This window comes from Hippea jasoniae, from assembly GCF_000744435.1.
In the GTDB taxonomy this organism is placed as follows: Bacteria; Campylobacterota_A; Desulfurellia; order Desulfurellales; family Hippeaceae; genus Hippea; species Hippea jasoniae.
In genome coordinates this window covers 195,958-221,725 of record NZ_JQLX01000011.1, presented here as the reverse complement: position 1 = coordinate 221,725, position 25,768 = coordinate 195,958, and the positions used below count along the sequence as shown (strand labels likewise).

The 25,768-nt window shown below is 37.3% G+C and carries 29 protein-coding genes and 1 tRNA gene; 22 read left to right on the top strand and 8 right to left on the bottom strand.

All coding sequences use genetic code 11. From position 1 onward, the window contains the following. Positions 1–231: 231 nt before the first annotated feature. The 11 genes from EK17_RS03320 to trmB are packed head-to-tail and all read left to right on the top strand — an operon-like array spanning position 232 to position 9,842. On the top strand, positions 232–1,422 hold the full coding sequence (locus tag EK17_RS03320; RefSeq protein ID WP_084675067.1) for an ABC transporter substrate-binding protein: 1,191 nt from the start codon (positions 232–234) through the stop codon (positions 1,420–1,422). 60 nt (positions 1,423–1,482) lie between these two features. Continuing rightward, a complete protein-coding gene (locus EK17_RS03315) occupies positions 1,483–2,379 on the top strand; it encodes a branched-chain amino acid ABC transporter permease (RefSeq protein ID WP_035587404.1) in 897 nt (298 codons plus the stop codon). A 2-nt stretch (positions 2,380–2,381) separates the two neighbouring features. Then, a complete protein-coding gene (locus EK17_RS03310; RefSeq protein ID WP_035587403.1) occupies positions 2,382–3,428 on the top strand; it encodes a branched-chain amino acid ABC transporter permease in 1,047 nt (348 codons plus the stop codon). Positions 3,429–3,430: 2 nt separating this feature from the next. Continuing rightward, positions 3,431–4,201: an ABC transporter ATP-binding protein gene (locus EK17_RS03305; RefSeq protein WP_035587402.1), complete on the top strand. Its 771-nt coding sequence runs from the start codon at positions 3,431–3,433 to the stop codon at positions 4,199–4,201. Continuing rightward, positions 4,194–4,895: an ABC transporter ATP-binding protein gene (locus tag EK17_RS03300; RefSeq protein WP_035587401.1), complete on the top strand. Its 702-nt coding sequence runs from the start codon at positions 4,194–4,196 to the stop codon at positions 4,893–4,895. Before EK17_RS03305 ends, EK17_RS03300 begins: the two co-directional genes overlap by 8 nt. A gap of 41 nt (positions 4,896–4,936) precedes the next feature. After that, positions 4,937–5,485, top strand: coding sequence for a helix-turn-helix domain-containing protein (locus tag EK17_RS03295; protein ID WP_035587399.1), 549 nt, complete (start codon positions 4,937–4,939; stop codon positions 5,483–5,485). A 39-nt stretch (positions 5,486–5,524) separates the two neighbouring features. Then, the gene (locus EK17_RS03290; RefSeq protein ID WP_035587397.1) at positions 5,525–5,836 is read left to right on the top strand and encodes a thioredoxin family protein; all 312 of its coding nucleotides are present in this window, start codon (positions 5,525–5,527) and stop codon (positions 5,834–5,836) included. Beyond that, positions 5,833–6,573 (top strand): Rossmann-like domain-containing protein, encoded by a 741-nt coding sequence (locus tag EK17_RS03285; RefSeq protein WP_035587395.1) that lies wholly within the window; start codon positions 5,833–5,835, stop codon positions 6,571–6,573. Before EK17_RS03290 ends, EK17_RS03285 begins: the two co-directional genes overlap by 4 nt. Beyond that, positions 6,570–7,499 (top strand): ornithine carbamoyltransferase, encoded by a 930-nt coding sequence (gene argF, locus EK17_RS03280; RefSeq protein ID WP_035587392.1) that lies wholly within the window; start codon positions 6,570–6,572, stop codon positions 7,497–7,499. The genes EK17_RS03285 and argF overlap by 4 nt, the downstream gene beginning before the upstream one ends. After that, positions 7,486–8,685, top strand: coding sequence for an argininosuccinate synthase (locus EK17_RS03275; protein WP_051904394.1), 1,200 nt, complete (start codon positions 7,486–7,488; stop codon positions 8,683–8,685). The genes argF and EK17_RS03275 overlap by 14 nt, the downstream gene beginning before the upstream one ends. A gap of 8 nt (positions 8,686–8,693) precedes the next feature. Next, positions 8,694–9,842: a tRNA (guanosine(46)-N7)-methyltransferase TrmB gene (trmB, locus tag EK17_RS03270; protein WP_035587389.1), complete on the top strand. Its 1,149-nt coding sequence runs from the start codon at positions 8,694–8,696 to the stop codon at positions 9,840–9,842. A 27-nt stretch (positions 9,843–9,869) separates the two neighbouring features. On the opposite strand, the gene hcp is transcribed toward trmB, so the two are convergent. Continuing rightward, the gene (hcp, locus tag EK17_RS03265; protein WP_035587387.1) at positions 9,870–11,492 is read right to left on the bottom strand and encodes a hydroxylamine reductase; all 1,623 of its coding nucleotides are present in this window, start codon (positions 11,490–11,492) and stop codon (positions 9,870–9,872) included. 75 nt (positions 11,493–11,567) lie between these two features. Here hcp and EK17_RS03260 point away from each other — a divergent pair, with 75 nt between their 5' ends. The 4 genes from EK17_RS03260 (at position 11,568) to EK17_RS03245 (ending at position 14,881) form a co-directional block, all read left to right on the top strand. Next, complete coding sequence (locus tag EK17_RS03260) at positions 11,568–12,203, top strand: Crp/Fnr family transcriptional regulator (protein WP_035587386.1); 636 nt, start codon at positions 11,568–11,570, stop codon at positions 12,201–12,203. Further along, positions 12,200–13,291 (top strand): hypothetical protein, encoded by a 1,092-nt coding sequence (locus EK17_RS03255; protein WP_035587384.1) that lies wholly within the window; start codon positions 12,200–12,202, stop codon positions 13,289–13,291. The genes EK17_RS03260 and EK17_RS03255 overlap by 4 nt, the downstream gene beginning before the upstream one ends. A 71-nt stretch (positions 13,292–13,362) precedes the next feature. Next, complete coding sequence (locus EK17_RS03250) at positions 13,363–14,340, top strand: translocation/assembly module TamB domain-containing protein (RefSeq protein WP_035587383.1); 978 nt, start codon at positions 13,363–13,365, stop codon at positions 14,338–14,340. Between the two features lies 1 nt (position 14,341). Beyond that, positions 14,342–14,881 (top strand): DUF1318 domain-containing protein, encoded by a 540-nt coding sequence (locus EK17_RS03245; RefSeq protein WP_035587381.1) that lies wholly within the window; start codon positions 14,342–14,344, stop codon positions 14,879–14,881. Here EK17_RS03245 and EK17_RS09250 read toward each other — a convergent pair whose 3' ends face one another. Continuing rightward, positions 14,882–15,286, bottom strand: coding sequence for a YkvA family protein (locus EK17_RS09250; protein ID WP_084675066.1), 405 nt, complete (start codon positions 15,284–15,286; stop codon positions 14,882–14,884). A 21-nt stretch (positions 15,287–15,307) separates the two neighbouring features. Beyond that, a tRNA-Ala gene (locus EK17_RS03235) sits at positions 15,308–15,383 on the bottom strand. Between the two features lie 257 nt (positions 15,384–15,640). On the opposite strand from EK17_RS03235, the gene EK17_RS03230 reads away from it, so the two are divergent. The 5 genes from EK17_RS03230 to EK17_RS03210 are packed head-to-tail and all read left to right on the top strand — an operon-like array spanning position 15,641 to position 20,131. After that, on the top strand, positions 15,641–16,777 hold the full coding sequence (locus EK17_RS03230) for a branched-chain amino acid ABC transporter substrate-binding protein (RefSeq protein WP_035587379.1): 1,137 nt from the start codon (positions 15,641–15,643) through the stop codon (positions 16,775–16,777). Positions 16,778–16,792: 15 nt separating this feature from the next. Beyond that, complete coding sequence (locus EK17_RS03225) at positions 16,793–17,692, top strand: branched-chain amino acid ABC transporter permease (protein ID WP_035587377.1); 900 nt, start codon at positions 16,793–16,795, stop codon at positions 17,690–17,692. Then, entirely contained in the window at positions 17,692–18,639 is a 948-nt protein-coding gene (locus tag EK17_RS03220) for a branched-chain amino acid ABC transporter permease (protein ID WP_051904393.1), read from the top strand. Before EK17_RS03225 ends, EK17_RS03220 begins: the two co-directional genes overlap by 1 nt. Positions 18,640–18,642: 3 nt before the next feature. After that, the gene (locus tag EK17_RS03215; RefSeq protein WP_035587375.1) at positions 18,643–19,413 is read left to right on the top strand and encodes an ABC transporter ATP-binding protein; all 771 of its coding nucleotides are present in this window, start codon (positions 18,643–18,645) and stop codon (positions 19,411–19,413) included. Beyond that, the gene (locus EK17_RS03210; protein WP_035587374.1) at positions 19,406–20,131 is read left to right on the top strand and encodes an ABC transporter ATP-binding protein; all 726 of its coding nucleotides are present in this window, start codon (positions 19,406–19,408) and stop codon (positions 20,129–20,131) included. The genes EK17_RS03215 and EK17_RS03210 overlap by 8 nt, the downstream gene beginning before the upstream one ends. Before the next feature lie 20 nt (positions 20,132–20,151). Here EK17_RS03210 and EK17_RS03205 read toward each other — a convergent pair whose 3' ends face one another. Together EK17_RS03205 and EK17_RS03200 are read right to left on the bottom strand one after the other, a co-directional pair. After that, positions 20,152–21,435: an ammonium transporter gene (locus EK17_RS03205; protein ID WP_035587372.1), complete on the bottom strand. Its 1,284-nt coding sequence runs from the start codon at positions 21,433–21,435 to the stop codon at positions 20,152–20,154. Beyond that, on the bottom strand, positions 21,422–21,760 hold the full coding sequence (locus tag EK17_RS03200) for a P-II family nitrogen regulator (protein WP_035587370.1): 339 nt from the start codon (positions 21,758–21,760) through the stop codon (positions 21,422–21,424). The genes EK17_RS03205 and EK17_RS03200 overlap by 14 nt, the downstream gene beginning before the upstream one ends. A gap of 251 nt (positions 21,761–22,011) precedes the next feature. On the opposite strand from EK17_RS03200, the gene EK17_RS03195 reads away from it, so the two are divergent. After that, on the top strand, positions 22,012–22,530 hold the full coding sequence (locus tag EK17_RS03195) for a nitrous oxide reductase accessory protein NosL (RefSeq protein WP_051904392.1): 519 nt from the start codon (positions 22,012–22,014) through the stop codon (positions 22,528–22,530). Between the two features lie 77 nt (positions 22,531–22,607). Here the strand turns inward: EK17_RS03195 and EK17_RS03190 are convergent, their stop codons facing one another. Together EK17_RS03190 and EK17_RS03185 are read right to left on the bottom strand one after the other, a co-directional pair. Continuing rightward, the gene (locus EK17_RS03190) at positions 22,608–23,744 is read right to left on the bottom strand and encodes a sensor histidine kinase (RefSeq protein ID WP_198018139.1); all 1,137 of its coding nucleotides are present in this window, start codon (positions 23,742–23,744) and stop codon (positions 22,608–22,610) included. Continuing rightward, the gene (locus tag EK17_RS03185; RefSeq protein WP_035587367.1) at positions 23,737–24,396 is read right to left on the bottom strand and encodes a response regulator transcription factor; all 660 of its coding nucleotides are present in this window, start codon (positions 24,394–24,396) and stop codon (positions 23,737–23,739) included. Before EK17_RS03185 ends, EK17_RS03190 begins: the two co-directional genes overlap by 8 nt. Positions 24,397–24,451: 55 nt before the next feature. Here EK17_RS03185 and EK17_RS03180 point away from each other — a divergent pair, with 55 nt between their 5' ends. Continuing rightward, positions 24,452–25,156 (top strand): ankyrin repeat domain-containing protein, encoded by a 705-nt coding sequence (locus tag EK17_RS03180; RefSeq protein WP_051904391.1) that lies wholly within the window; start codon positions 24,452–24,454, stop codon positions 25,154–25,156. A 2-nt stretch (positions 25,157–25,158) separates the two neighbouring features. Here the strand turns inward: EK17_RS03180 and EK17_RS03175 are convergent, their stop codons facing one another. Then, the gene (locus EK17_RS03175; protein WP_035587366.1) at positions 25,159–25,767 is read right to left on the bottom strand and encodes a hypothetical protein; all 609 of its coding nucleotides are present in this window, start codon (positions 25,765–25,767) and stop codon (positions 25,159–25,161) included. Position 25,768: the final 1 nt, after the last annotated feature.

Here is a 25,768-nt window from a genome sequence, read left to right as displayed (position 1 = left end):
TAAACATACTGAAAATTAGGCATTATTATCTAATTTCTCTTACTATTTTGAAAGTACTTATTGTCTTTTAATGTGAGTTTTTAAAAAAGATTTTAATTTTAGTCGAGGTTCAAAATATCAAACATTGTAGCAATGTTCAATTTTATAAACTAAAAAACAAAAATTATTATCTTGACAAGCTTTTTGCCATCTTCTATAACGATAGCAGTAAATTTTTTAAGGAGGTGGGCTATGAAGAAAAGCCTAACTGGTATTGTTGTGTTAGCCGTTTTAGCTGTGGTTGTCATCGTGTTTCTAAAGTTTATTAGTAAACCTAAACCCCAAAAGGTTGCAAAGGTTCCCACTGCTGTTGCTGCTAAAAAGGAAATCAAGGTTGGTGTTGTATGGCCTATGACAGGTCTTGTAGCGGCTTTTGGTCAGAGTGCATGGAAAGGGGCGACATTGGCTCAAAGTATGATGCCAACAACAGAAGACGGCGCAAAGATAAAGCTCATTCTACTTGATAACAAAGGTATGAAGGTTGAAACAGCCAATGCTGTAAGTAAACTTATCACAGATAATCATGTGAAAGCTGTTATAGGTGCAATTACAAGTTCCAATACGCTTGCTGGTGCTCCAATTGCTGAAAAAAACCACATACCCATGCTTACATCTTCAGCTACTAATCCGCTTGTTACAAAGGGTAAAAAATTTGTATCAAGGGTTTGCTTTATCGATCCATTTCAGGGAACTGTAGCTGCAAAGTATGTATGGAACAATCTACATGCTAAAACAGCTGTTGTAATGATTGAAAAAGATCAGGATTATTCTGTAGGATTGGCACATGCCTTCATGGAAGCGTTTAAAAAATTGGGTGGCAAAGTAGTAGGTGTTGAGTTTTTTCAGTCAACAGATCAAGACTACTCAGCCCAGATTGCTGATATTAAAACAAAGAATCCAGATATTATCTATATGCCTTCATATTACCAGGAAATCTCTCTGTTCTGTAAACAGGCAAGGCAGTATGGCTTGAAACAAACAGTTATGGCCGGTGATGGTGCTGAGGCGGATACATTAATCAAAATCGGTGGAAAAGCTGTTGAGGGTGTTACATTTACAACACATTACGACCCGCATGCAGCTGCAACTCCTCTTTCAAAGAAGTTTTTAAAACTTTTCAAAGAAAAATATCATGGAGATCCAGATGCAATGGCAGCTTTAGGTGCTGATGCGTATTTTGTTCTTCTAAATGCCATAAACAAAGCTGGTGGATACAAAGCAACACCAACAAAGATTAACTACTGGATAAGACATACAAAAGGGTTCAAAGGTGTAACAGGTGTTATTACAATCGACCCAGAAACAGGTAACGCTATCAAGAGTGCCGTTATTAGAAAGGTTGAAAACGGCAAATTCGTATATGTAACAACCGTCAATCCTTAAAAAACAAAACAGGCAGGGGAGGTTCTCTCCCCTGTTTAACTTAAGCAGGAGACAAAAGTAATGAATGTAACAGTTTTGTTGCAGCAGTTTGTAAATGGGATTTCTTTAGGAAGCTTATACGGTCTTGTTGCTATAGGATACACCATGGTGTATGGTGTTATCAGGCTTATCAACTTTGCCCACGGCGACATTATGATGGTGGGTATGTATTTTGCGTGGTTTGGCATTATCTCTTTATTTTTACCGTGGTGGGCTGCATTTTTGCTGTCTATGATAGCAACTGCGTTTGTAGGTGTTATTATAGACAGGGTTGCATACAAGCCATTGAGAAACGCAAGTAGAATTTCAGCTTTGATTACAGCAATTGGTGTTTCATTCTTTTTGGAAAACCTGTTTCTTGTTGTATTTGGTGGAGTTCCAAAGGCATTTCCTGTACCATCAATTTTTGGCGGAGCTTTAAATATCCACGGTGTTATATTTCCAAATATTGCCATATATACACCTATTATCGCCATGATCTTTTTGGGTTTACTGCTTTTGCTTTTGCATAAAACAAAATATGGAATGGCAATGAGGGCTCTGTCTTTTGATATACCTACAGTCAGGCTCATGGGTGTAAATGTTGATATGGTTATATCGCTTGTATTTATGATAGGTTCATTTCTTGCCGCTTTGGGTGGTGTGTTCTGGGCGATGAGGTATCCTGCAATAAATCCATTGATTGGTATTATGCCCGGCTTAAAAGCATTTGCGGCAGCTGTTTTAGGTGGTATCGGTTCGGTTACAGGAGCAGCTATTGGCGGATTTATCATAGGTATATCTGAAATTTTTGTTGTAGCACTGTTTCCATCACTTGCAGGATACAAAGATGCCTTTGCTTTTCTATTCTTAATTTTTGTCCTTCTTTTCAAGCCTACCGGTATTATGGGCGAAGACCTTGAGAGGGGGCGATTTTAACAATGATTCCACTAAACAGAAATTCCATATTAACAATTTTATCTATTTTACTACTCCTTTTGTTTGTGTGGTATTCAAACAGCCATTTAAGCGCCTATGCTATAAGAATATGGGAAAATACAGCAATCTTTTTAATGCTTGCAGCAAGCTATAACTTGATAAACGGTGTAACAGGTCAGTTTTCTTTAGAGCCTAACGGTTTTGTTGCAATAGGAGCTTATGTAACGGCTATTTTGATTCTCACGCCAGCTCAAAAAGATGCAATGTTTATTATAGAGCCAATGGTGCCATGGTTGAAAAATCTACACATGTCATTTTTCCCTGCACTGTTAATTGGTGGTATTGTAACAGCTCTTGTGGCGTTCCTATTGGGTTTTCCTGTTTTCAGAGTTAGAGGCGATTATCTTGCCATTGTTACATTGGGTTTTGGTTTAACAATCAGAGTAATCTCAAACAATACAATTACCATTACAAATGGCTCTTTGGGCTTGAAGGGTCTTCCAAGCTACACAAACCCGTGGTGGTGCTGGGGATGGGCAATTGTTGCAATGATAATAATTATGAGAATTGTATTTTCAGCCTACGGTAGAGCCATGAAGGCAATAAGAGACGATGAAGATGCTGCCATTGCAATGGGCATCAACACTTTCTGGATAAAAATGATCGCCTTTGTTGCAGCTGGTTTCTTTGAAGGTGTAGGTGGTGGATTACTTGCAAGCCTAACCTCGATTATATCACCTACAATGTTTACATTCTTTTTAACATTCCAATTACTGATAATCATTGTTGTGGGTGGGCTTGGTTCAATGACAGGAACTGCCATAGCAACAATTTTGGTTATATGGGGCTCTGAGATTTTGCGCTTTGTAGAACAACCTATGAATATTTTTGGTCTTCACATACCAGGAATTCCTGGTATGAGAATGGTTGTATTTTCTGTATTACTTATAGTGATTATGATTTTTGCAAGAGAAGGTATTATGGGACAGAAGGAGTTTTCGTGGGATGCTTTGTTTAATCTATTTAAAAAGAAAGCAAAGACGGTTTAGTTATGGAAGTAGCTTTGAAATGCGATAGAATAACGATGAAATTCGGCGGCTTGACCGCTGTGAATGAGTTCTCAATCGAAGTAAGGGATAAAATGATTTTTGGCCTTATAGGTCCAAACGGTGCTGGCAAAACCACAGCTTTTAATATGATTACAGGTAATCTTAAGCCTACCTCAGGCAGTATCTACTTTTACGACCAGCAAATAGACGGTCTAAAACCTTTCAAAATCGTTCATTTAGGTATGGCAAGAACCTTTCAGAACATAAGGTTATTTTCCAATCTTACAGTGCTTGAAAATGTGCTTGTAGGTTTTCACCACAAACTTCAATACAATCTTGTAGACACCATTTTAAGGACTCCCCGCTTTTACAAATATGAGCGTAAAATGAAAGAAGAAGCCATGGAGCTTTTAAAAAAGGTTAATTTAGCTGATAAAGCGGATTTTAAGGCAACAGCTCTACCCTACGGTGAAAGAAGAAAGGTGGAAATTGCAAGGGCGCTTGCAACAGGGCCAAAGATGCTTCTACTTGATGAGCCAGCTGCTGGCATGAACCCGCAGGAGACAATGTCTTTAATGTACTTTATCCAGGAAATAAAAGAGACTTTTGATTTAACCGTACTCCTTATCGAACACGATATGAAATTTGTTATGAATCTGTGTGAAACGATAGCTGTTTTAGATCACGGTGTTAAGATAGCAGAAGGCAAACCTGAAGAGATTCAGAAAAACCCGGATGTTATTCGGGCATATCTGGGAGATATCAATGCTTAAGGTAAAAGATTTAAATGTGTTTTACGGTGTTATACATGCAGTAAAAGGTATAAGCTTCAATGTGCCTGAAGGCAAGATTGTAACGGTTATCGGTGCAAACGGTGCAGGAAAATCAAGCACACTTAATGCCATTGCAGGTCTTGTAAAACCAAAAGGTAGTATAGTTTTTGCCGGTAACGAAATAGCAGGAAGACCCGCCCATAAAATAGCTCAAATGGGTGTTGCGCTTGTGCCAGAGGGCAGACGCGTATTTATAAACCTTACAATACTTGAAAACCTAAGAATGGGTGGTTTCAACAAAAAACTCAGTGAGCTTGAGCCGCTTTATGAAAAGATGTTTGAATTATTCCCGATCCTAAAGGAGAGGGCTTATCAAAAGGCAGGAACGCTCTCTGGAGGCGAGCAGCAGATGCTTGCAATTGCAAGGGCTTTGATGAGTGAGCCGATGCTGTTGATGTTGGATGAGCCAAGCTTAGGACTTGCACCAAAGATTGTTTCAGAGGTCTTTGAAATTCTAAAGGAGCTCAACAGACAGGGCAAAACGATTCTTTTGGTTGAGCAAAATGCAGCCCAGGCGCTGAAACTTGCAGATTACGGTTATGTGCTTGAAAACGGCAAGATTTCACTTGAAGGCGATGCGAAAGAATTGCTTGAAAATGAGGATGTGAAAAAAAGCTACTTAGGAGAGCTTTAAAAAATCTTGATTTATTTCATGCTGTTTTATATATTGAAAACATGGATGTAGGAAACAAGATTCGAGAGATTAGACTAAAGAAAAATATGACCTTAAGAGACTTAAGCAGAAAGTCCGGCTGCTCGCTGGGCTTTCTCTCTCAGGTTGAAAGAAACCTTGTTTCGCCAACAATATCAAGTCTAAGACGAATAGCCGATGCCTTAGATATCAACATTATCTCCCTGTTTGAAGAAAACGAGCCACCTGTTGATTCCATTGTTGTAAGAAAATCCAGTAGGGGAAAGTTTGAAAATAAACGATCAAGGGTTAAATATGAGCTTCTAAGACCCCAGTTTTCCGATACAACAATAGAGGCACTGTATATGTATCTTGAGCCAGGTGCTTTGAGTGGCCCCACGCCGCATTCTCACAACGGTGAAGAGCTTGTTATAGTTATAAAGGGTGAAATTGAGATTGAGATTGGCGGCAAAACCTATATTTTAGGCGAAGGTGATTCTGCTGTTTATAACTCCAACATTCCCCATAGATGGAGAAACCCCAGCGATAAAACCACAGAGGTCATCTGGGTAAACCATCCTCCAACATTCTAATTTTTTACAATTTAAACTATTTTGTGTTAAAATAGGGCTATGAAAACAATAGAAAGTGTTGAGTCTTTTGATGAATTTATTTCAGGCAGCGAGATTGCAATAGTGCTTTTTGCAACCAGGGATTGTGCAACCTGCAAACCTGTTGAGCTTAAACTTGAGAAACACTTTAGCGACTACAAACTAACAAAAGTGTATTTAGATGACTTAAAAATTTTGGCGGGCAGGCTTTCTATATTCAATGTGCCGGTTGTAAGCATCTTTTTTCAATCCAAAGAGCTTTATAGATTTATCAGGGTGTTTTCTATGGATGAAATAGCAGAAAAACTAAAGAGACTAAAGGAGTTTGTGTGAGCTATATTCATCAAAAGATATTTGAAAAAACGATAGAGACAGCAAAAGAGTTAGAGGTTAAAGATGTAAGAATTGGCCTTGGATATACAATTGTTGAATTGGATAACAACACGGCTGGTCTATCTTATAGCTTTACAAAAGAACTAAACATAACATCATGCAGTGTGGTGGATGAGGCGGGTAGCTTGACAGGCAAAAAAGCATCATATCTAATAGAAAAAATTTTTTCATATAACCTGCTTGACAGCAGTATTGCCTTAGCTGCAGCAAACGCCATTATAAACAGTAATATAGAAAGCAAAGACATAGATATAGTAAAATTTATAAAACCCACAGATAAGGTTGTGATGATAGGGTATTTTGGACCGCTTGTTGAGGCTATTGAAGCTAAAACAGAAAAATTTGTAATCTGCGAGCGCTCTGTCAGGGGCAAATCTTTGCCAGACTATGCTGCCTATTTTGAATTACAGGATGCAGATATAGCTATAATAACAGCAACATCTATAATCAACAAAACGATTGATGCACTGCTTAAACTGCCCAAAAAAGCACGCATTGTTGCCATAATGGGTCCATCTGCTCCCATGGATTTAGAGATTTTTTCAGCTGCTACCCATGTCTGCGGAAGCAAAGTCAGGGATATCAAACTGGCAAAGCAGATTATCTCTGAAGGCGGGGGCACAAGAAAACTCAAACCCGCACTATCAAAACACTGTGTTTTTAAGGAGGCTTTATGATAAGGCACTGTTTATCGCTTAAGGATTTAACAAAACAGGAGATTATTGAGCTGATCGAAGTGGCGGGCAATATTAAAAAAAGAATAAACGAGATTAACTATAAACCCTTGGATGGCGTTATTTTAGGTATGATATTTGAAAAGTCATCGACACGCACCCGTTTATCTTTTGAGGCGGGTATGAAAAAGTTAGGCGGGGATGCGATATTTTTATCATCAAGGGATATTCAACTTGGACGAGGTGAAACAATTGAGGATTCAGCTAAAGTAATCTCCCGCTATGTGGACATAATTATGATTAGGACTTTTGAGCATCAAAGACTTATAAAATTTGCAGAGCATTCAACGGTTCCTGTTATTAATGCATTAACAGACCTTCTGCACCCCTGCCAGGTATTGGCTGACCTGTTTACAATAAAAGAAAAGCGGGGTGATATAGAACATATAAAGGTTGCCTTTGTGGGTGATGGCAATAACATGGCAAACTCCTGGATCTATGCAGCTGCTTTGGTTGGTTTTGAGTTAAATATCGCAACGCCTGTCGATTGTGCACCAAACGGCAGGGTGGTATACGATGCTTTTAAGATTAATCCGTATGCAAAAATCACCTTAACAGACAATCCAAAAGAAGCGGTAAAAGACGCAGATGTTATATACACAGATGTATGGGCATCAATGGGTGAGGAGGCTCAAAAAGAGAAGAAACATGAATTACTTAAAAGCTATCAGGTAAACAAAGAGCTTGTAAGTTATGCAAAGGATGACTACATATTTATGCACTGCCTGCCTGCGCACAGAGAAGAGGAAGTTGAGGCAGATATTATCGATTCAAAGCATTCCGTTGTTTGGGATGAGGCAGAAAACAGAACATACGCGCAGCTTGCTGTAATAATGAAATTAATTGGGAGGTTGAATGATGGATATTAAAAAGGTTGTGCTTGCCTATTCAGGGGGACTTGATACCTCAGTGATCGTTAAATGGCTTCAGGACAAATACGGCTGTGAGGTGATAACCTACACGGCTGATTTAGGTCAAAATGAAGATTTAGAGCCGATTAAAGAAAAAGCATTGAAGGTGGGTGCAACAAAAGCCTATATTGAGGATGTAAGGGAGGAGTTTTTAAAGGATTATGTTATGAAAGCCTTCAAGTTTGGAGCATTGTATGAAGGCAAATATCCACTTGCAACGGCATTGGGGAGGCCGCTTATAACAAAAAAGATGATTGAGATAGCAAAAAAGGAAAACGCCGATGCCATAGCCCACGGCTCTACAGGCAAGGGTAACGATCAGGTGAGATTTGATGTCTCTGCAGTGGCTTTAAAACCCGATATAAAGGTGCTTGCACCTGTGAGGGAGTGGGAGTTGAAATCCCGCGATGAGGAGATTGAATATGCCAAAAAACACAACATACCCGTGCCTGTTACAAAAGAGAAACCTTACTCTATCGATAGAAACATATGGGGATTATCCATAGAGGCAGGACCACTTGAGGATCCGTTTTTTGAGCCACCCGAGGATATCTATTCTTTAACTGTTAGCCCAAAAGAAGCACCTGATGAGCCAGAATACATAACAATAGACTTTGAAGAGGGCATGCCTGTTGCAATAAATTCTCAAAGGATGGGGCTTGTTGAACTTGTTGAAAAGGCTAACGAAATAGCAGGCAGACACGGTGTTGGTAGAATAGACATGATTGAAAACAGGCTTGTTGGTATTAAATCAAGAGAGATCTACGAAGCCCCGGCTGCAGTGTTGCTGCTTGAGGCAAAAAGAAGTCTTGATGAGCTTATTTTAGACAGAGAAAGCCTTCACTTAAAAGACCAGCTTGCTCAAAAATATGCAGAATTGGTCTACTACGGCTACTGGTTTAGTGAAACAAGAGAGGCTTTAGATGCCTTTGCAGATGTTTTAAACAAAAGGGCAACAGGCACTGTAAAGGTTAAACTTTACAAAGGAACAGCTACAGCAGTGGCAAGGAAATCCGATTATGCTTTATATTCAAAACAGCTTGCCACTTACGACCCAACAGATACATTCAACCACAAATACGGCGAAGCGTTCTGCTATATCTGGGGATTGCCGCTTAAGGTGCTTGGCCAGATTAGAAAATAGACACACAGATGCCACATGCAGTAATCAAAACGCAGGAGCCGCTTATAGCTATTGATGATAAAGATATATTTTTTTCATCAAGCGGCTCTGCTTTTGTTTATCCTGCAGAAACAGCCTGCGAGGCATTTTTTATAAAGGCATACTCAAAAAGGGATCATGTAATTGTAAAGTTAGAAAAAGCCACCCATCCCTTAATTACAGATTGCCTGAAAGGAAAAGTTTTAGAGTTTGCCAAATATTTAGCAGAAAGGCTTAAAGGTTCAATCGTTCATCATAATCTTAAGCCCACAGGCAAAAATTGCAGGCTCTTTGAAAAATACCTTTTAGATTTGAGAATAATCAACCATACAGTTATTAACAAACTTTTTGACAAACCCATCGAGTTGGAGATAGGCTCGGCAAAGGGGGAATTTATAACAAAGATAGCATCTAAAAACAAAGAAAAGCAGTTTATCGGTATCGAAATCGTTCAGGAGACACTATCAAAAGCTCTCCTTAGGGTTGAAAAACTCAATCTGCAAAATATCTCGTTTATTCACTACGATGCAAGGTTTCTGCTTGATAGGTTTTTGCCAGACAGCGTTGATGCTGTTTATGTTTTTTTCCCTGAGCCGTGGTTTAAGAAAAAACGACTTAAACATGCATTGTTTGATAGATTAACGCTTTCAAAGATAGCTAATATTTTAAAAAATGGTGGAATTTTTAAGCTTTTTACAGACAACCATGCATATGCGTTAAGTATATCTACAGCTTTGGATGATTTAGACCAGCTTACATCAACCACTCAATACCCATTTATGGTCGCAACAGAAAGAATAGACACATATTACGAAAGGCGATGGCTAAAAAGAAACAGAACGATCTATAAACTCACCTACACTAAAACCAAACATCATCAGGCGTTAGATTTGCCGGATATAAAATTCCCCATCAAAATCAACAAAGAGTATATCTTGAAGGATAACATAATATTCAAGATTTTAGATATCTACGAAAATCCTTTTGATGAAAGAATTGCTGAGGTGGTGTTTGGCTATAGCCTCAATCCTCAGCATACGTTTTTTGGCTTAACAAAAAATAACGAGCTATTTGAAATTGCACAAAGTAGATTTATAGCTGACAGTCAGGCTAAAAAGGCCTTTGAGTTAGCAAAATAAAAGCCCGCAAAAAGCGGGCTATCTGCCTTAGCCTACAAGCTCTTTTAGGTCGTCATCGACATTGCTAATCGTTGACATATTAAATTTGTCGATGAGAACCTTGAGGACATTGGGGGATACAAAGGCGGGTAATGTTGGACCTAATTTGATATTCTTGACACCTAAATAGAGGAGGGCAAGCAGAACAGCAACGGCTTTCTGCTCATACCAGGCGATGTTGTAGGCTATTGGCAGTTCATTTATATCCGATAGTTCGAATATCTCTTTAAGCTTCATGGCAATAACAGCCAGTGAGTAGCTATCGTTACACTGACCAGCATCAAGCACCCTTGGGATACCGCCAATATCGCCAAGATTAAGTTTAATGTATCTGTATTTTGCACAACCTGCTGTCAAAATTACCGTATCTTTGGGGAGTTTTTTTGCAAATTCTGTGTAGTAGTTTCTTGATGGATGCCTACCATCACAACCTGCCATAACAACGAATTTTCTAATTGCACCGCTTTTTACTGCATCAACAACCTTATCTGCAAGTTTAAACACCTGCTCATGCGCAAAACCACCTACAATCTTTCCCGTCTCAATCTGCGTTGGCGGTTTGCATTTTTTGGCAAGTTCTATAATCTCTGAAAAATCTTTGGGTTTTCCATCAACACGATCTGGAATATGCTTTACACCCGGAAATCCCACATTACCTGTAGTAAACACCCTGTCTTTGTAGCTGTCTTTGGGTGGAACGAGGCAGTTTGTTGTCATAAGAATTGGTCCGTTAAATGCCTCGAATTCTTTATCCTGCAGCCACCATGCATTACCGTAGTTTCCTACAAAATGCTCATATTTTTTAAACGCTGGATAATAGTTTGCAGGCAACATTTCACCATGCGTATAAACATCAACACCAGTGCCCTTTGTCTGCTCAAGCAGCTCTTCCATATCTTTCAGATCGTGACCTGAAATCAAGATGCCGGGGTTATTTCTAACACCGATATTTACCTCGCTAATCTCTGGATGGCCGTAGGTTTCTGTGTTTGCTTTATCAAGAATTGCCATAGCTTTAACAGCAGCCTCGCCTGTCTTCATCACAAGACCAATCAATTCATCAACCGATTTATCCTCTGTTGTTGCAGCAAGACCTTCAACAAGAAAATCCCATATAGCCTGATCCTCATAACCTAAAACTGCTGCATGCTCAGCATAGGCTGCCACACCTTTTAAGCCATAAATCATAAGCTCTTTTAGAGACCTTTTATCTTCATCTTCTTCGGCTAATACGCTTGCAACACTGTATTTTGCCAAAAACTCCTCTTTTGTTGTGCCGTTCCATGTGGCTGAGTCGTGCAACCCCTCATCACTAACTGAATACTTCTTTTTAAGCTGATCCCTTAGTTTTAATCCTTCTAAAATTACATTGCTGATTGCATCCTCATCGAAGTTAACATTGGTTATTGTGGTAAAGAGAGCCTTTGAAATGTATTTTCCAACCTCTGGATCAACCTTACCTGCTTTTTTTGCCACAACACTGATGCCCTTTGTTACATAGACAAGTACATCCTCAAGGTTTGCAACATTCTCCTCTTTTCCGCACACACCTTTAACTGTGCATCCGTGATTTTTCCATGTTTCCTGACATTGAAAACAAAACATACCCATAAAAGCACCTCCTTGCTTTTTGTTTAAATTAACTATATACTAAAAGAAGTTTAAAAAAATTGATTAAGGTCAAGAATGGATAAAAAAGAAGCCCTGAATCTCTTTGCAACTGTTGTTGGCGTAGAAGAAAACTATATACTGAAAGATTTAGACGCCGTCTCCATGCTTATAGCAAAACAGAAGGGCGAATATATATTCTTTGAAGGCGACAAAGGAGAAGACCTCTATTTTATACTCAAAGGAGCTGTAAGATTATTTAAGACATCTTACGATGGCAGAGAAATCACACTACATATCGCAGAAAAAGACGATATTTTTGCTGAAATTGTACTGTTTTTGGAAAATAGATATCCTGCATCTGCAGTTGCTCTGGAAGACACCTTGCTTTTGAGTATAAACTCCTATAAGCTTTTTGAAAAAATATCTCAAAACCCGGCCATTGCCATGAAGCTATTAGGTGCTTTTGCAAAGCGCATAAACTTTTTAGCCGAAAGACTAAAGCAGCTATCGATAGAGGACGCAAAGGAAAGGGTGATGGAGTATTTAGAAAAAAACGCTGACAGTTCAAATACCGTCAGACTCTCACTTCCCAAAAAAGAGATAGCAACCATGCTTGGTGTAACACCAGAAACATTCTCTCGCATAATAAAAAAACTCAAGGAAGACGGGATTTTAACGATAAACGGAAAAAACTTAAGGATTATTAGATGAAGTTTATTAAATCAACAACGATTGTTATATTAAGTGCAATTATAGCAATTCTGTTATTGTATATAGCGATTCTAAACAAACCCAGCCTGCTAAAAATCCCCCTATCACTCTATCTAAAACAGCTGAATATAAAAACGCATTTTACAAAGATAAATATCAAATCACCCACACATTTCTCTGTTTCTGGTTTTCAATTTCATAAAAACAACATAAACTTCAGCTGCAAAAAAGCAGAAATTTCAGTATCAGATAAGGGATACGATATTCATTTAACAAATCCCGATTTAAACTTAAAAATAATGCCTTCAAAAAAAACAAAGAAAACCTCTTTTGGTTTACCTGTCAATATCCATTTTTTGGCTGCCGATAATCTCACGGTTTCTGTTAAAAATGCGGCTCAATCGCTCTCTTTAAAGGGAAACCTTAAGTTTGCACCCGGGCAGATTTATTTCAGCGGGCTTATTAATGTTAAAACAGACAGATTTTCTCTTTCTGGCTCTATAGACAACCTAACCGGTAACTTTAGCCTATCAAAAACTGGGCTCCTTATTAAACATGCCTTTATAAAGCCGTTTGTTTTAAAGATAAACTACAAAAAAGGCGAGGTTATAGTAAATCAACCCATCGTTATAGATAATCTATACATCAACTTTTCACCTTTTTATATTAAACTTGCAAAAATACACTCTAAGATAAAAGTTGCAAGGGATAATCTAAAAGCAAGCTTTATGATTAATGCATCGATAGATAAAAAAAATATTTCTGCTATTTTGAGGAACTTTTCTATTGGCGATCTTGTAACAGCAGGCAGAATCAAAATAAACATAAACAAAAAAATAGCAGCAACGATTGACAATTTAAGCATAAACCACCCTTTGCTTTTTGCAGAGCATATACAGGCAAACATAAATTACAATGGCAAGATAGCCAATTTGTATATCAACAAAGGTGAAGCTATCGTAAAAGACAGTCTGTATATCGATTTTGGCGCATATAACCTAAAGGCAAATATAAACCCACCTGATGAGGCTTTAGTAGAACTATCAAGACTGGGCACAATCTTTTTAAAAAAAAACGCAATTTTATAGAAGCACATTTAAACTCACACACTCTACAAAATATTGTTAATTTTCTCAATGAATCGTATCAGATAGACGCATTGAATGACTTAAAGATCGACGGCAACATAGATATCTTTGCAAAAAAGCAAAACGTTGCAGTTGAGTCAGAAATAAAAACATCTATAGCCAAACTAAACTACAAAAACATCTCACTTGATAATATCACGCTAAACCTTCCCCTTTTTTTAAATACAAATAAGAAGCAAGATGGAAAACTTACTATAAACTCAATCAAGATAGACAACAAAACCGCTTCCCTGATTGCAAATATTACATCAACAGACAATGCACTATCTGCAAGGATAGTGATAAAATCCAGATTTATTAACATAAAACCCCTCAATTTATCAATTAACTTTAAACATTTAAGGGCAAAACTATACCCGATAGCAGGATCAATAAAACTTAAATCTATAATTTTAAAACCCCAGATAAAATCGGTTGATGCAACAACCAGGCAGATAAAGCTTTCAGGAAACATAACGGCAAAGGTGTTTGATGGAAAGATAAATATCAAAAATATATCTGTTATGCTGGGTGAGTTTCCTATTTTAAAGATGGATATAAACTTCAATCACATTAACTTAGAAAAACTAACAGCGCTTACAAACTTTGGGAAAATTACAGGCTTTATAAAAGGCTATATACGCAATCTAAAGCTTGTTAATTTCACAAATCCATTATCATTCGAGATGCTTGTAAAAACACAAAGTGTCAGAGGTGTAAGCAAAAAGATATCACTCAAAGCCGTAAACAGCATATCAAAGGTAGGTGGAGGATACGCATCTATTGCCGTTCCGTTTTTTAAAAACTTTTCCTACTCCAAAATTGGTTTTAAAGCGACTCTAAAAAACAATGTTTTTACCATACATGGTCTTTACAGGGATGGTAAAATAGAGTACATTATAAAAAAAGGGTTTTTGGTGGGTATAAGCGTCATTAATATGAACAGAAATAATGCAATATCGTGGGATGATTTTGTAAATAGATTAAAAAGGGTATCAAAAAGGAGGTAGTATGAAGGCAAGAAACCTGTTGATTTTGCTTATTGTTGGGCTTTATTCTTGTGTCACGGTAAACATCTATTTCCCGGCTCAGGAGGCAAAACAGAAAGCCAAGGAGATTGTTAACCAGATCAGGGGTAAAGCTTCTAAAGTTCAACCCAAGCCCACCTCATTTTTGCAGATAATCCCCAAAGCCTATGCCGCTGATGTGTTAAACACAACAAACGCCAAAATCAGGGCTTTAAAGCAGGCAATGAAAATAAGGTTTCAAAAAATGAAACCCTACTACAGGGCAGGCTATTTAGGAGAAACACTTAATGGATTTTTGAAAATCTACAGGCAACCAAAATCATTAAAAGATAGGCTGAAGCTTAAAAAACTCGTTGCTAAAGAAAACCACGATAGGAATTTGCTATACAAAGAGGTTGCAAGGGTTTTACATATAAACAGTAGCCAGATAGACAGGCTCAGACGAATATTTGCAAAACAGTGGCAAGATACAGCACCAAGTGGCACTTATATTCAAACAGCAACCGGATGGGTAAGAAAATAATCAATCAAGACCGTAATCGGCAGGGTTATATCCCCTGCTGATTGCAAATTCTCTTAAATCATCTCTAATAAATTTTAAGGCAAGACCAACAACAACAGCATCATCAAGATACCCGATGCCTGGCAAAAAGTCAGGTATAATATCTAAGGGATTAATAAAATATAGCAAAACGCCAACCAGAGAAAGAAGGGTTTTATAGGGAAATTTGCACTGTTTTTTTATATAGCAATCAACCATCTCAACAGCAAGTTTAAGCTGCAAAACTGTAGTTAAGGTGAAACCTACAGGGTCTTCCTTTATTTTTTCTATTTTTGCTTTTGCTTCATCAACAAATCCCTCAAGGTCAAATTCCTTAAACCTGGTAAAATAATCACCAACCTTTGCCAGAGTGTTTTTTATAGCCATCTGTTTCTCCTTTTTGAAAAATGGTGGAGCTGAGGGGACTTGAACCCCTGACCCCCACGCTGCCAGCGTGGTGCTCTCCCAGCTGAGCTACAGCCCCGTTAATCGCTGATTTTTCTGTGTATATTAAAAAACTATCGCTTTGTCAATATAATTCTAAAAACAGCCGTTCTATATATACCGATTTTACCCATTACTTAAAAATATTTCATTTAAAATTTTTAACAATTTCTTTAATTTATTTAAAACACTATTTCAATATATGAAAAATTTTATTTGATTTAATTGAAAAATTGCATATAATAGGAAAGTAGAGCTAAATGTTTAATCTAAATTAATTTTTTTAGGAGGTGCCGTATGAGGCCTAAGTTTTTTGGCGGTTTGGTTGCTCTGTTGGTCGCATTGATGTTTGCTGTATCTTCATTTGCAGCTGGTGTAATTAAAATCGGTGTGCAGGCTCCTATCACAGGTAAGTTTGCAAGTGAAGGGCAGTCCATCGACAAGGCTGTCAGGCTTATCGTAAAACAAGTAAACGCTAAAGGTGGAGTTTTAGGTAAAAAACTTGAAGTTGTAACCTGCGACGATGAGGGAAAAGCTGTTAAAGCTGCAATCTGCGCAAGAAAACTTGTTGATGCTGGTGTTATTGCCGTTATCGGATCATACACCTCAACATGCGCTGAGGCAGCAGAGCCCATTTACTACAGAGCGGGTGTTTTGCAGACATCTGATGGAACAAGCGATACACTGGTTAAACACGGCTACTGGACATTCTTCAGAAACTCCTCTCCGAACTCTGCAGAGGCAAAATTTACAGCTGAATTTTTTATGAAAAAACAGCATTATAAAAGGATTGCTTTAATTTCAGACTACTCCACATTCTCAACTAACTTGACAAACGCCGTTAGGGACAACCTTAAAAAAATGGGCGGTAATGTTGTTTACTACGGTAAAATCACATCCGGTGCTCAGAACTTCACACCTATTTTAACAAAGATTAAATCATACAATCCCGATGTTATCTACTTTGGTGGTTATTATACAGACGGCGGTTTAATAAGAGCTCAGATGGTACAGTTAGGAATAAAAGCTGATTTTGTGGGCGGTGACTCAAACGACAACCCTGAATTCTTAAAACTTGCAGGCAAAGCTGCTGTGGGTGCATACTTAATCAATGTGCCTCTACCAGACATGCTTCCATATCCAGCTGCAAAGAAATTCTTAAAAGCTTATAAAGAAACATATCATGAGAATCCAGCAAGCATCTGGACACTGTTTAATGTTGATGGTTTAAGGGTAATCCTTTATGCAATACAGCAGACAAAATCTCTTGACACAAAGAAAATTGCAGACTATCTCCACAACGATCTTAAAAACTTCCCGGGTATAACAGGTCCTATCAGCTTTGCCAAAAATGGCGAAAGAGTTGGAAGTGCTTACATGGCATACAGAATCGGTCCAGATCTAAAATACCACATCGTTTACAAAGAGAAATAAAAAAAGAGGTAAACCATGGAGATTTTTCTTCAGCAACTTGTTAACGGCTTAACTATCGGTAGCATCTATGCCTTAGTTGCCCTTGGATACACTATGGTTTACGGTGTATTAAAACTTATCAACTTTGCACATGGAGATCTTGTTGCACTTTCTGCCTATGTCGGTCTTGTTATTATGATGCAACTTGCGGGGGCTCTATCCCCCGCTATTTTAATTATACTCACCTTCTTATTGACTATGGCAATAATAGCCATCGCAGGTGTAATTTTAGAAAGAGCAGCATACCGTCCCTTAAGAAAAGCGCCGAGGCTTTCAGCGGTTGTTTCTGCCTTAGGTGCCTCAATGGTAATTGAAAACGGCATAATGTTGATATGGGGTCCCATGCCAAGGATATTCCCTGCAAGTGTGGTTCCCAATGTAAACTTTGATATCCATGGTGTTTACATTAGCCTTATGCAGGTGCTTGTTTTAATAATCTCATTTGTGCTTATGGTTGGTTTGTATTTCTTTGTTAATAAAACCAAATTGGGCACCGCAATGAGGGCTTGCGCTATAGATCAGGATGCAGCCCGTCTTATGGGTATCGATGTAAATAGAGTAATTGTAACAACATTTGTTATTGGTTCAGCATTGGGTGCTGTTGGTGGTCTGTTTATAGGCATGTACTATCGCGGTATCTATTTCAATATGGGATGGATTTATGGACTTAACGCCTTTGTTGCAGCTATCATTGGAGGAATTGGTAATATCCCAGGTGCTATGCTTGGCGGTTTATTGCTTGGAGTATTCAATGCGTTTATATCGGGCTATCTTTCAAGTAGCTGGGCAATGGCCTTAACCTATGTTTTGCTAATTGTCATCATGATATTTAGACCAACAGGAATCCTTGGAGAAAGGGTGGCGGAGAAGGTATAATGAATACAAAAAACATCGTTTATTATGGTGCATTCCTCCTCATTTTATCAATTATACCATTTAGTTTGAATTCCAACTGGGTATCTGTAATGACAACATTTTTAATCTACTCAGTTGTTTCTCTAAGTCAGGATATTGTTCTTGGTAGAGCTGGAATGTTTGATATGGGTCATGCTATATTTTTTGGTCTTGGAGCTTACTCATCGGCTATCTTGAATATGGTTTTTGGCTGGCCCATAATAGCTACAATTCCTGTGGCTATTATTTTACCAACTATTGCAAGTGTATTGCTTGCTGCTCCAATCATACATTTAAGAGGCGATTATCTGCTTGTTACAACAATAGGGTTCAACATCGTGTTTACTCAGGCGCTAAAAAACAATGTATTTGGGATAACCGGTGGACCAAATGGTATTTTTGGTGTAGAGCCTCTAAAGCTGTTTGGTTTTAGCTTTTCATCCCAAACATCCATTTATTTCCTTGCCCTGTTTTTACTGATACTCACGCTCATCGTCATACACAACCTTGAAACATCAAAACCTGGTAGGGCACTCCATTATCTCAACGAAGACCAGCTTGCAAGTGAGTGTATAGGTATCAACACAAGATTCTATAGACTTTATGCCTTTGCACTGTCTGCAGCTATAGCAGGGCTTGCAGGTGTAGTATTTACGCTGCAGTTTTCTGCTGTTAGCCCAGATGCATTTAACTTTATTCAGTCGGTGTTGTTCTTTACTATTGTTCTTGTGGGTGGTCCTTCATCTATACCTGGTGTTTTGCTTGGCACATTTTTTATGTTTGTTGTGCCAGAGATGTTCAGACAGTTTGCAGAAGCTCGATACCTCGTTTTTGGTATAGCTATGATAGTGATTATGATTTTCAGGCCAAAGGGTATATGGCCAGCAAAATTTGGAAGAATACCAAAATATCTAATCAGGGAAGAATAAGCCATGGCGTTGTTAGTATTGGATAACATAACAAAGATATTTGGTGGACTTGTTGCAGTTGACTCATTGAGTATTACTATTGATGAGGGAATGGTTTATGGCATCATAGGTCCAAACGGTGCTGGAAAAACAACGGTTTTCAACTGTATAACAGGCGTTTATAAACCAGAAAAAGGCAAAATTATCTTCAACGGTAAAGATATAACAGGTCTTCAACCCCACAAAATTGCCAACATGGGAATAGTTAGAACATTTCAAACAATAAGACTGTTTTCAGAGATGAGTGTTGCAGAAAACATCATGTCAGGCAGGCATTTTCGAAGCAGGCAAAGGTGGTGGCATGGCATTATCCACACGCCATTTTACTATAAAGATGAAAAAGAAAACTGGCTAAAAGTTAAAGAGTATATGGAACTATTTGGCTTAACACACCTTGCAAGTTTGCCTGCAGGTAGTCAACCTTACGGAATCCAAAGAAAAATAGAGATGGCAAGAGCCCTTGCAACACAACCAAAACTATTGATTCTTGATGAGCCAGCAGCGGGACTAAACGACAAAGAAAGACTTGAGCTTGTTGACACTATCAAGGAAATCAAAAAAATGGGCATAACCATTTTACTCATCGAGCACAATATGGATCTTGTTATGGGAGTTACTGAGTATATAAGCGTTTTAAACTTTGGTAAGAAAATTGCAGAAGGTAAGCCAGAAGAGGTGCAGAACAATCCAAAGGTTATCGAAGCATACTTAGGCAAAGAGGATGAAGATGAGTAACGAAAAACTTTTAGTTGTTGAAAATTTAGTTGTTGCATACGGTAGCATCGAAGCTGTGAAAGGTATATCGTTTGAGGTAAAAAGAGGAGAGCTTATAACAATTTTAGGTGCAAACGGTGCTGGAAAAACAACAACGCTTAGAACGATCAGTGGATTAATCAAACCCAGATCGGGTAGCATTAGATATAAAGATATTGAACTGACATCGTTGCCTGCTCACAAAATTGTATCGTTAGGCATAACTCAATCCCCCGAAGGCAGACGCGTTTTTGGCACATTAACAGTCGAAGAAAACCTTATACTTGGTGCTTACACAAAGCAAAAGCCAAATATGTCAATACTTGAATGGATTTATGAGTTATTTCCGCGCTTAAAGGAGAGACGCACACAGCTTGCAGGCACGCTATCCGGGGGCGAGCAGCAGATGCTTGCAATAGGAAGGGCTTTGATGGGCGAGCCAGAGATGTTGCTTTTGGATGAGCCAAGCTTGGGGCTTGCACCTGTGTTGGTTAAGACTATTTTTGAAACGATTAAACAGATAAAACAAAGCGGTGTAACGGTTTTACTTGTTGAGCAGAACGCAAAAGCTGCATTAAAGTTAGCAGATAGGGGCTATGTGCTTGAGGTTGGAAAGATAGTCATGGATGGCACATCAGCCGAACTCATGGCTTCTGAAAAAATCCAGGAAGCTTATCTGGGTAAGAAAAAAGCAAATTAAGGGGCAATAGCCCCTTTTTTTTACAAATCAAAACCCTTTTCTGTGTGAATCGCCACATCAAGACCTTTGATTTCATCTTCTTCATCAACCCTTAAACCAGCCGTAAATAGAGATATGATTTTTAATAAAACAAAAGTTGCTATAGCATCAAATATAATCACAATCAAAACAGCCTCAATTTGAACTAATAGTTGATGGGTGTTGCCGTATAAAAGACCTGCAGAGCCACCTATTGATGGATCAGCAAAGATACCTGTTGCAATAGCACCCCATATACCGTTAATTCCATGAACACCAAAGGCATCCAATGAATCATCGTAGTTAAAAGCAAATTTTAAATAGGATACAGATAAAAATCCCAGTATGCCTGAAACAAATCCAATTATTGATGCACCAAAAAGATTTACAAATCCAGCAGCAGGCGTTATAGCTACAAGACCAGCAACCGCACCACTTGCACCACCCAATGTAGTGGGGTGCTTATGTATAATCCATTCGGCAGCTATCCAGCTAATAGCTCCTAAAGCCGCAGCTGTATTGGTATTTAAAAAAGCTATACCTGCAAGTCCATTAGCCGAGAGTGCACTTCCAGCATTGAAACCAAACCAGCCAAACCACAAAAGTGCAGCACCAAGTGTTGTTAATACTATTGATGATGGTGGCATTGCGGTTTTTCTATAACCCCTTCTGACACCTAAAATAAGAGCAAATATTAAGCCAGCTACGCCAGCGTTGATATGAACCACTGTTCCACCTGCAAAATCTAAGACTCCCCATTTTGATAAAAATCCACCACCCCATACCCAGTGTGCAACGGGCAGGTAAACAACACTTGTCCATAAAATTACAAACCATACCCAGCTTGAAAACTTTACCCTCTCGACAATACTTCCACTTGCAAGCGCAACCGTAATTGCGGCAAATGTCATCTGAAAAGCTGCAAACACAAATGTTGGAATATCTCCGCTTAGGGTTTTTGGTGTAATGGAGCTAAAGAATAGATACACAGGTTTTCCAATAATTCCACTCACGTCAGGCCCAAAAGCAAAAGTATAGCCATAAAATATCCAGATAAAACTTACAATTGCGTATGCTAAAAAGGAAAGTGCTATGGTGTTTAAGATATTTTTGCTTCTTACCATGCCACCATAAAAGAGAGCAAGCCCTGCAGGTGTCATAAGCATAACAAGTGCCGTTGAAGTAAGCATCCATGATGTATCTCCAGCACTCAAACCCTCTGCGGCAAATGCGGGTACGCTAATATCCAACAGCAGTAAAACAAATATCACCCTAAATAGCTTCATCGTCAATCTCTCCTGTTCTGATTCTAATTGCTTTTTCTATTCTCAAGATAAAAATCTTACCATCGCCAACTTTGCCCGTTCTGGCTGATTTAATAATAGCTTCAACCACATCATCGGCCTGATCATCCCTAACAACAATCTCAATCTTTACCTTTGGCAGAAAATCCACCTGATATTCTGCGCCCCTGTAAATCTCAGAATGACCCTTCTGTCTACCGTAGCCTTTAACCTCCGAAACAGTCATACCCTTAATGTCTCTGCTTAACAACTCCTCTTTCACCTGATCAAGTTTAAACGGCTTAATAATCGCCTCAACCTTTCTCATGCACCACCTCCTTCTGTATTATTAACATTTATAGCAATATTAATTCCGTTATTTTAATAACAATATTTTATATTTATTTTTAAAATTATAAATCAAGATTATTATACAATTTTGTAATAGAAAGAATATTATTGTTAAGATTAATAATTTTTAACCTATCAAAAGATTAAATGCATAAAAATTTTTTGTAGTTTATAAACAGTTTATAAAAAAAGATATAATTGGCAAAAATAAGTTGAAGGAGGTGTCCTATGTATCTAAAAAAGGTTTCTTACCTGCTCATGGGTTTACTGTTTGTAATTATTTACTCATCTACTACTTTTGCAAAACTCAATCCTATACCTATTAATTTTGGAAAGGACAAATGTCAGAGATGTTTCATGAAAATCAAAAGTCCCAGATATTCCGCAGAAATTGGTAATCCTCAAAACGGTAAAATTTACAAATTTGACGATATCGGGTGTGCTGTAATGTGGTTATACCAAGATTGTAAATTCCCATGGAAAAACAAAGCAAAAATATGGGTAACTGATGCAAAAACAGGAAAATGGCTAAACGCAAAAACTGCTTGCTGGATTGATGGAGAAATCACACCAATGCATTTCGGCCTTGGTGCTTATAAAAAAGGCGAAATTAACAAAAAATGTTTAACATGGCAGGAGGCAAAAAAGCTCTTATTAGAAAGAGGAATCAAGAAGGAAAAAATGATGGCAAAGTTCAAACCTAAAATGTGGGAAATGAAAAAGGCAAAAATGTGTAAAATCAAATAACAGTTCACCTCCCAAACACTACCCCTCTCTTTTGAAATCAATGGAGAGGGGCTATTTCTCAAGAATTAAATATCCGATCATTTAAAATGAATTTTAACAACAACATTGTTGACAGAAGAACCTATCCAGAAATTGTAATGGTAATATTCACAAATTTTTCTAACTATATATAAACCTATACCGAATCCACCTTCATTCCTATTTTCTCTTACAAATTCTTTTTGAATTTTACCTGCATCCCGTATTTTCCCGGGATTCACAACGCTAAAGATACAATTTAAAAGGGTTATATTTATAATTGAACCATGTGGTGAATACTTTATGGCATTAGAAATTATATTATCAATTAACCTTACAATATCTTCCTTATCAGCATTGACTTCACAATCCATTATTTCTGTTTCTACAGAAATTCCTTTATTTTTTATAAAAAATTCAAACTCATCCAATCTTTCAAAAATAATATCACTCAAATTTAACTGTTCAATGTTTCTTGGACGATAAAACTCAAGTTTTATATAACTTAAATCTTTAAAAATTTTGCTTAATCTTTCTGAGGCTGCCTTTATTCTCTTTATTTCAACGCTTTTTTCCAGGTCTGGTTTTTTAATATTCAATAAATCCAGGTTTGCCAGTATAATTGAAATAGGTGTGTTCATTTCGTGAGTTGCATCCCTTACAAATTCGTTGAGATTACTTAAAGCTTCTTTCATGGGGCTTATGAAAAGTTTACCCAGATAGTATGAAACAAGTAAAATAAACAAAAGTATAAAAAAATCCAGTATTACAAGTTTTTTTAGAAAAAGATGAAGTTCTGTCTTATCAAGAGCTCTGGATAGCAAAATGTATATTTTTTCTTTTTTGGAAGGTATTATAAAAAGTAAATACAACTTTCCGTTATCAATCCAGTATTCTCTATCCGTCACTAAATAAGTGGGCATGGATGTTCCGAACATAAAAATATTATTTTTATATATAGCAATATCTATTTTAAAAGATTTTAACTCCATTAATTTTTTTAACGCAAATATATCCTGATTGTTTTTTAGTTTTGATAGATAAAGCTTTAGCTGTCTTTCAAGAAAATCTTTTTCTTGCTCAATTATACTGCTTTTGAAGGCTCTGTAATAAAAAAACTCACTGATACCTATTAAAAGTAGTGTTGAAGATATATAAACGAAAAGAAATCTCTTTAACGACTTCTTTTCAGCCAACATATTTGTAACCTATGTTTTTTATCGTAACAATTTTATCTTTTCCTATCAAACCCCTCAGTCTTTTTACGAATGTTCTTAAGGAGTTTTCGTTGGGCATCTCATCAGAAGTATATATCTCATTGAAAATTTCATCCTTTGTCAATATCTTACCTTTATTTGTCAGAAATAATTTTAATAGTAATAATTCTTTATTTTTAAGATGAATTCTCTTTGAATTTTTATAAACTTCAAATTTTGTAACATCAAAATATATATTATCGCTTATTTTGATCAGATCTTCATTGAAATACAATCTTCTTACAATTGCCTTGATTCTCAGTTCCAGTTCCCTCAAAGAAAAGGGCTTTCTCAAATAATCATCGCCACCTGCTTCAAATCCCTTTTCAACATCTTTTTCGCTATTTAAAGATGTTATAAAAATAATTGGTGTTTTTTTAAATTTCCTTATATATCTTACAACCTCAAATCCATCTATTTGGGGTAATTTTATATCCATCAAAATTATATCTATTTGTTGATCAAATATAATATCCAAAGCACTCTTGCCATCGAAAGCGGAATAGACTTTATATTCCTTTAGTTTGAGAAACTGCGTTATCGTATTATTTAAATCTACATCATCTTCTACAACTAAAACTTTTACTTCCATTATGAAATATTATATAATTTGTTTCAAGAAAGTAAACTTATTACAGGGGGAAATTATGGCTCACAAAAGATCACTAAACAAGGAACTTTTCAGGTTGGTCGGGGAATGCAAAAAAAACAACAAAATTAAAGAATTAATTGATGAAGGTGCAAATGTTAACTACAAAAATAAATATGGCGAAACTCCCCTTATGAGGGCTGTATCTTCTAATTGCTACGATAATGCAAAATTATTAATAGAATACGGGGCAAAGGTCAATGCCAGAAACGCATGGGGTAACAGCATTTTAATGGAAGCCATTGTCGCCAAAGCAGATTTGGAAATTATAAAATTACTCGTCGAACATAATGCCAGAATAAACACAAGAGATAAATGGGGAAACACGCCTTTAATGGAAGCAGCAAAAAGGGGCATGTACGATGTAGTTATATATCTGGTAGAAAACAAAGCAAATGTAAATGCATATAACAATTATAAAGAAACAGCTCTGATGCTCGCATCTGAGGGTATAATCGGAGAAGGATTTGTTGATATTGTTAAATATCTACTTTCAAAAAAGGCAAAAATTGACGCACAGGATGCTGTTGGAGAAACAGCACTTATGAAGGCAGCTTTTAGGGGAAGTTTAGATGTTGTCAAATTACTACTTGAAAATGGAGCTAATAAAAATTTAAGGGATGTAAACGATTACACAGCACTTAAAAAAGCGCAGGAGAACGGCCACTTAGCTATAGCCGAACTCCTGAGGGATTCAACATAAAACTACCTTTTACCTATATCACGGGCATGGTATTGCAAAAACAGACTTACTATAGATGCCTGCTGTTTTGTAAGGGCTGCTCTTTTTGTCATCACCCTTAAAGTTGCTGGCCATTGATTTGCTGTAAAAGTGGTTGTTTTTGGTAAAGCATGACACATTGAACATCTTTGATGAAACAGCTTAGATGCTTTTTCCCACAGGAGATCTTTGTTTTTTACAAGTACATCACTTTTTACCCAAACCCCTTTCAATTCAACTTTTTCCCATTTAAGTTGAGTATCTTTATCCTCTACACTTTTTAAAATTTTAACAATTTTTTCACCATTATGATTAAGCTGTACCATAAAAATACGCTTTCCCATAAAGGCATAAATAACACAGCTCAATCCATATTGTCTCCAGCCAACAATATTTACTTTTATCCATCCACCTTCTTTTTTCACAATAGCTACTTTTGCCCCCACATATATTTCACCGATAGGCTTTGAAACATCAGGAGATAAATATAGATGAGTTATTTTTGAAATATAGGCAAACTTTTCTTTTGCATATCCATAGCTCCCACTACATAGAAAAATTATGAAAAATATTATGCCTAGAACTCTTGCCATA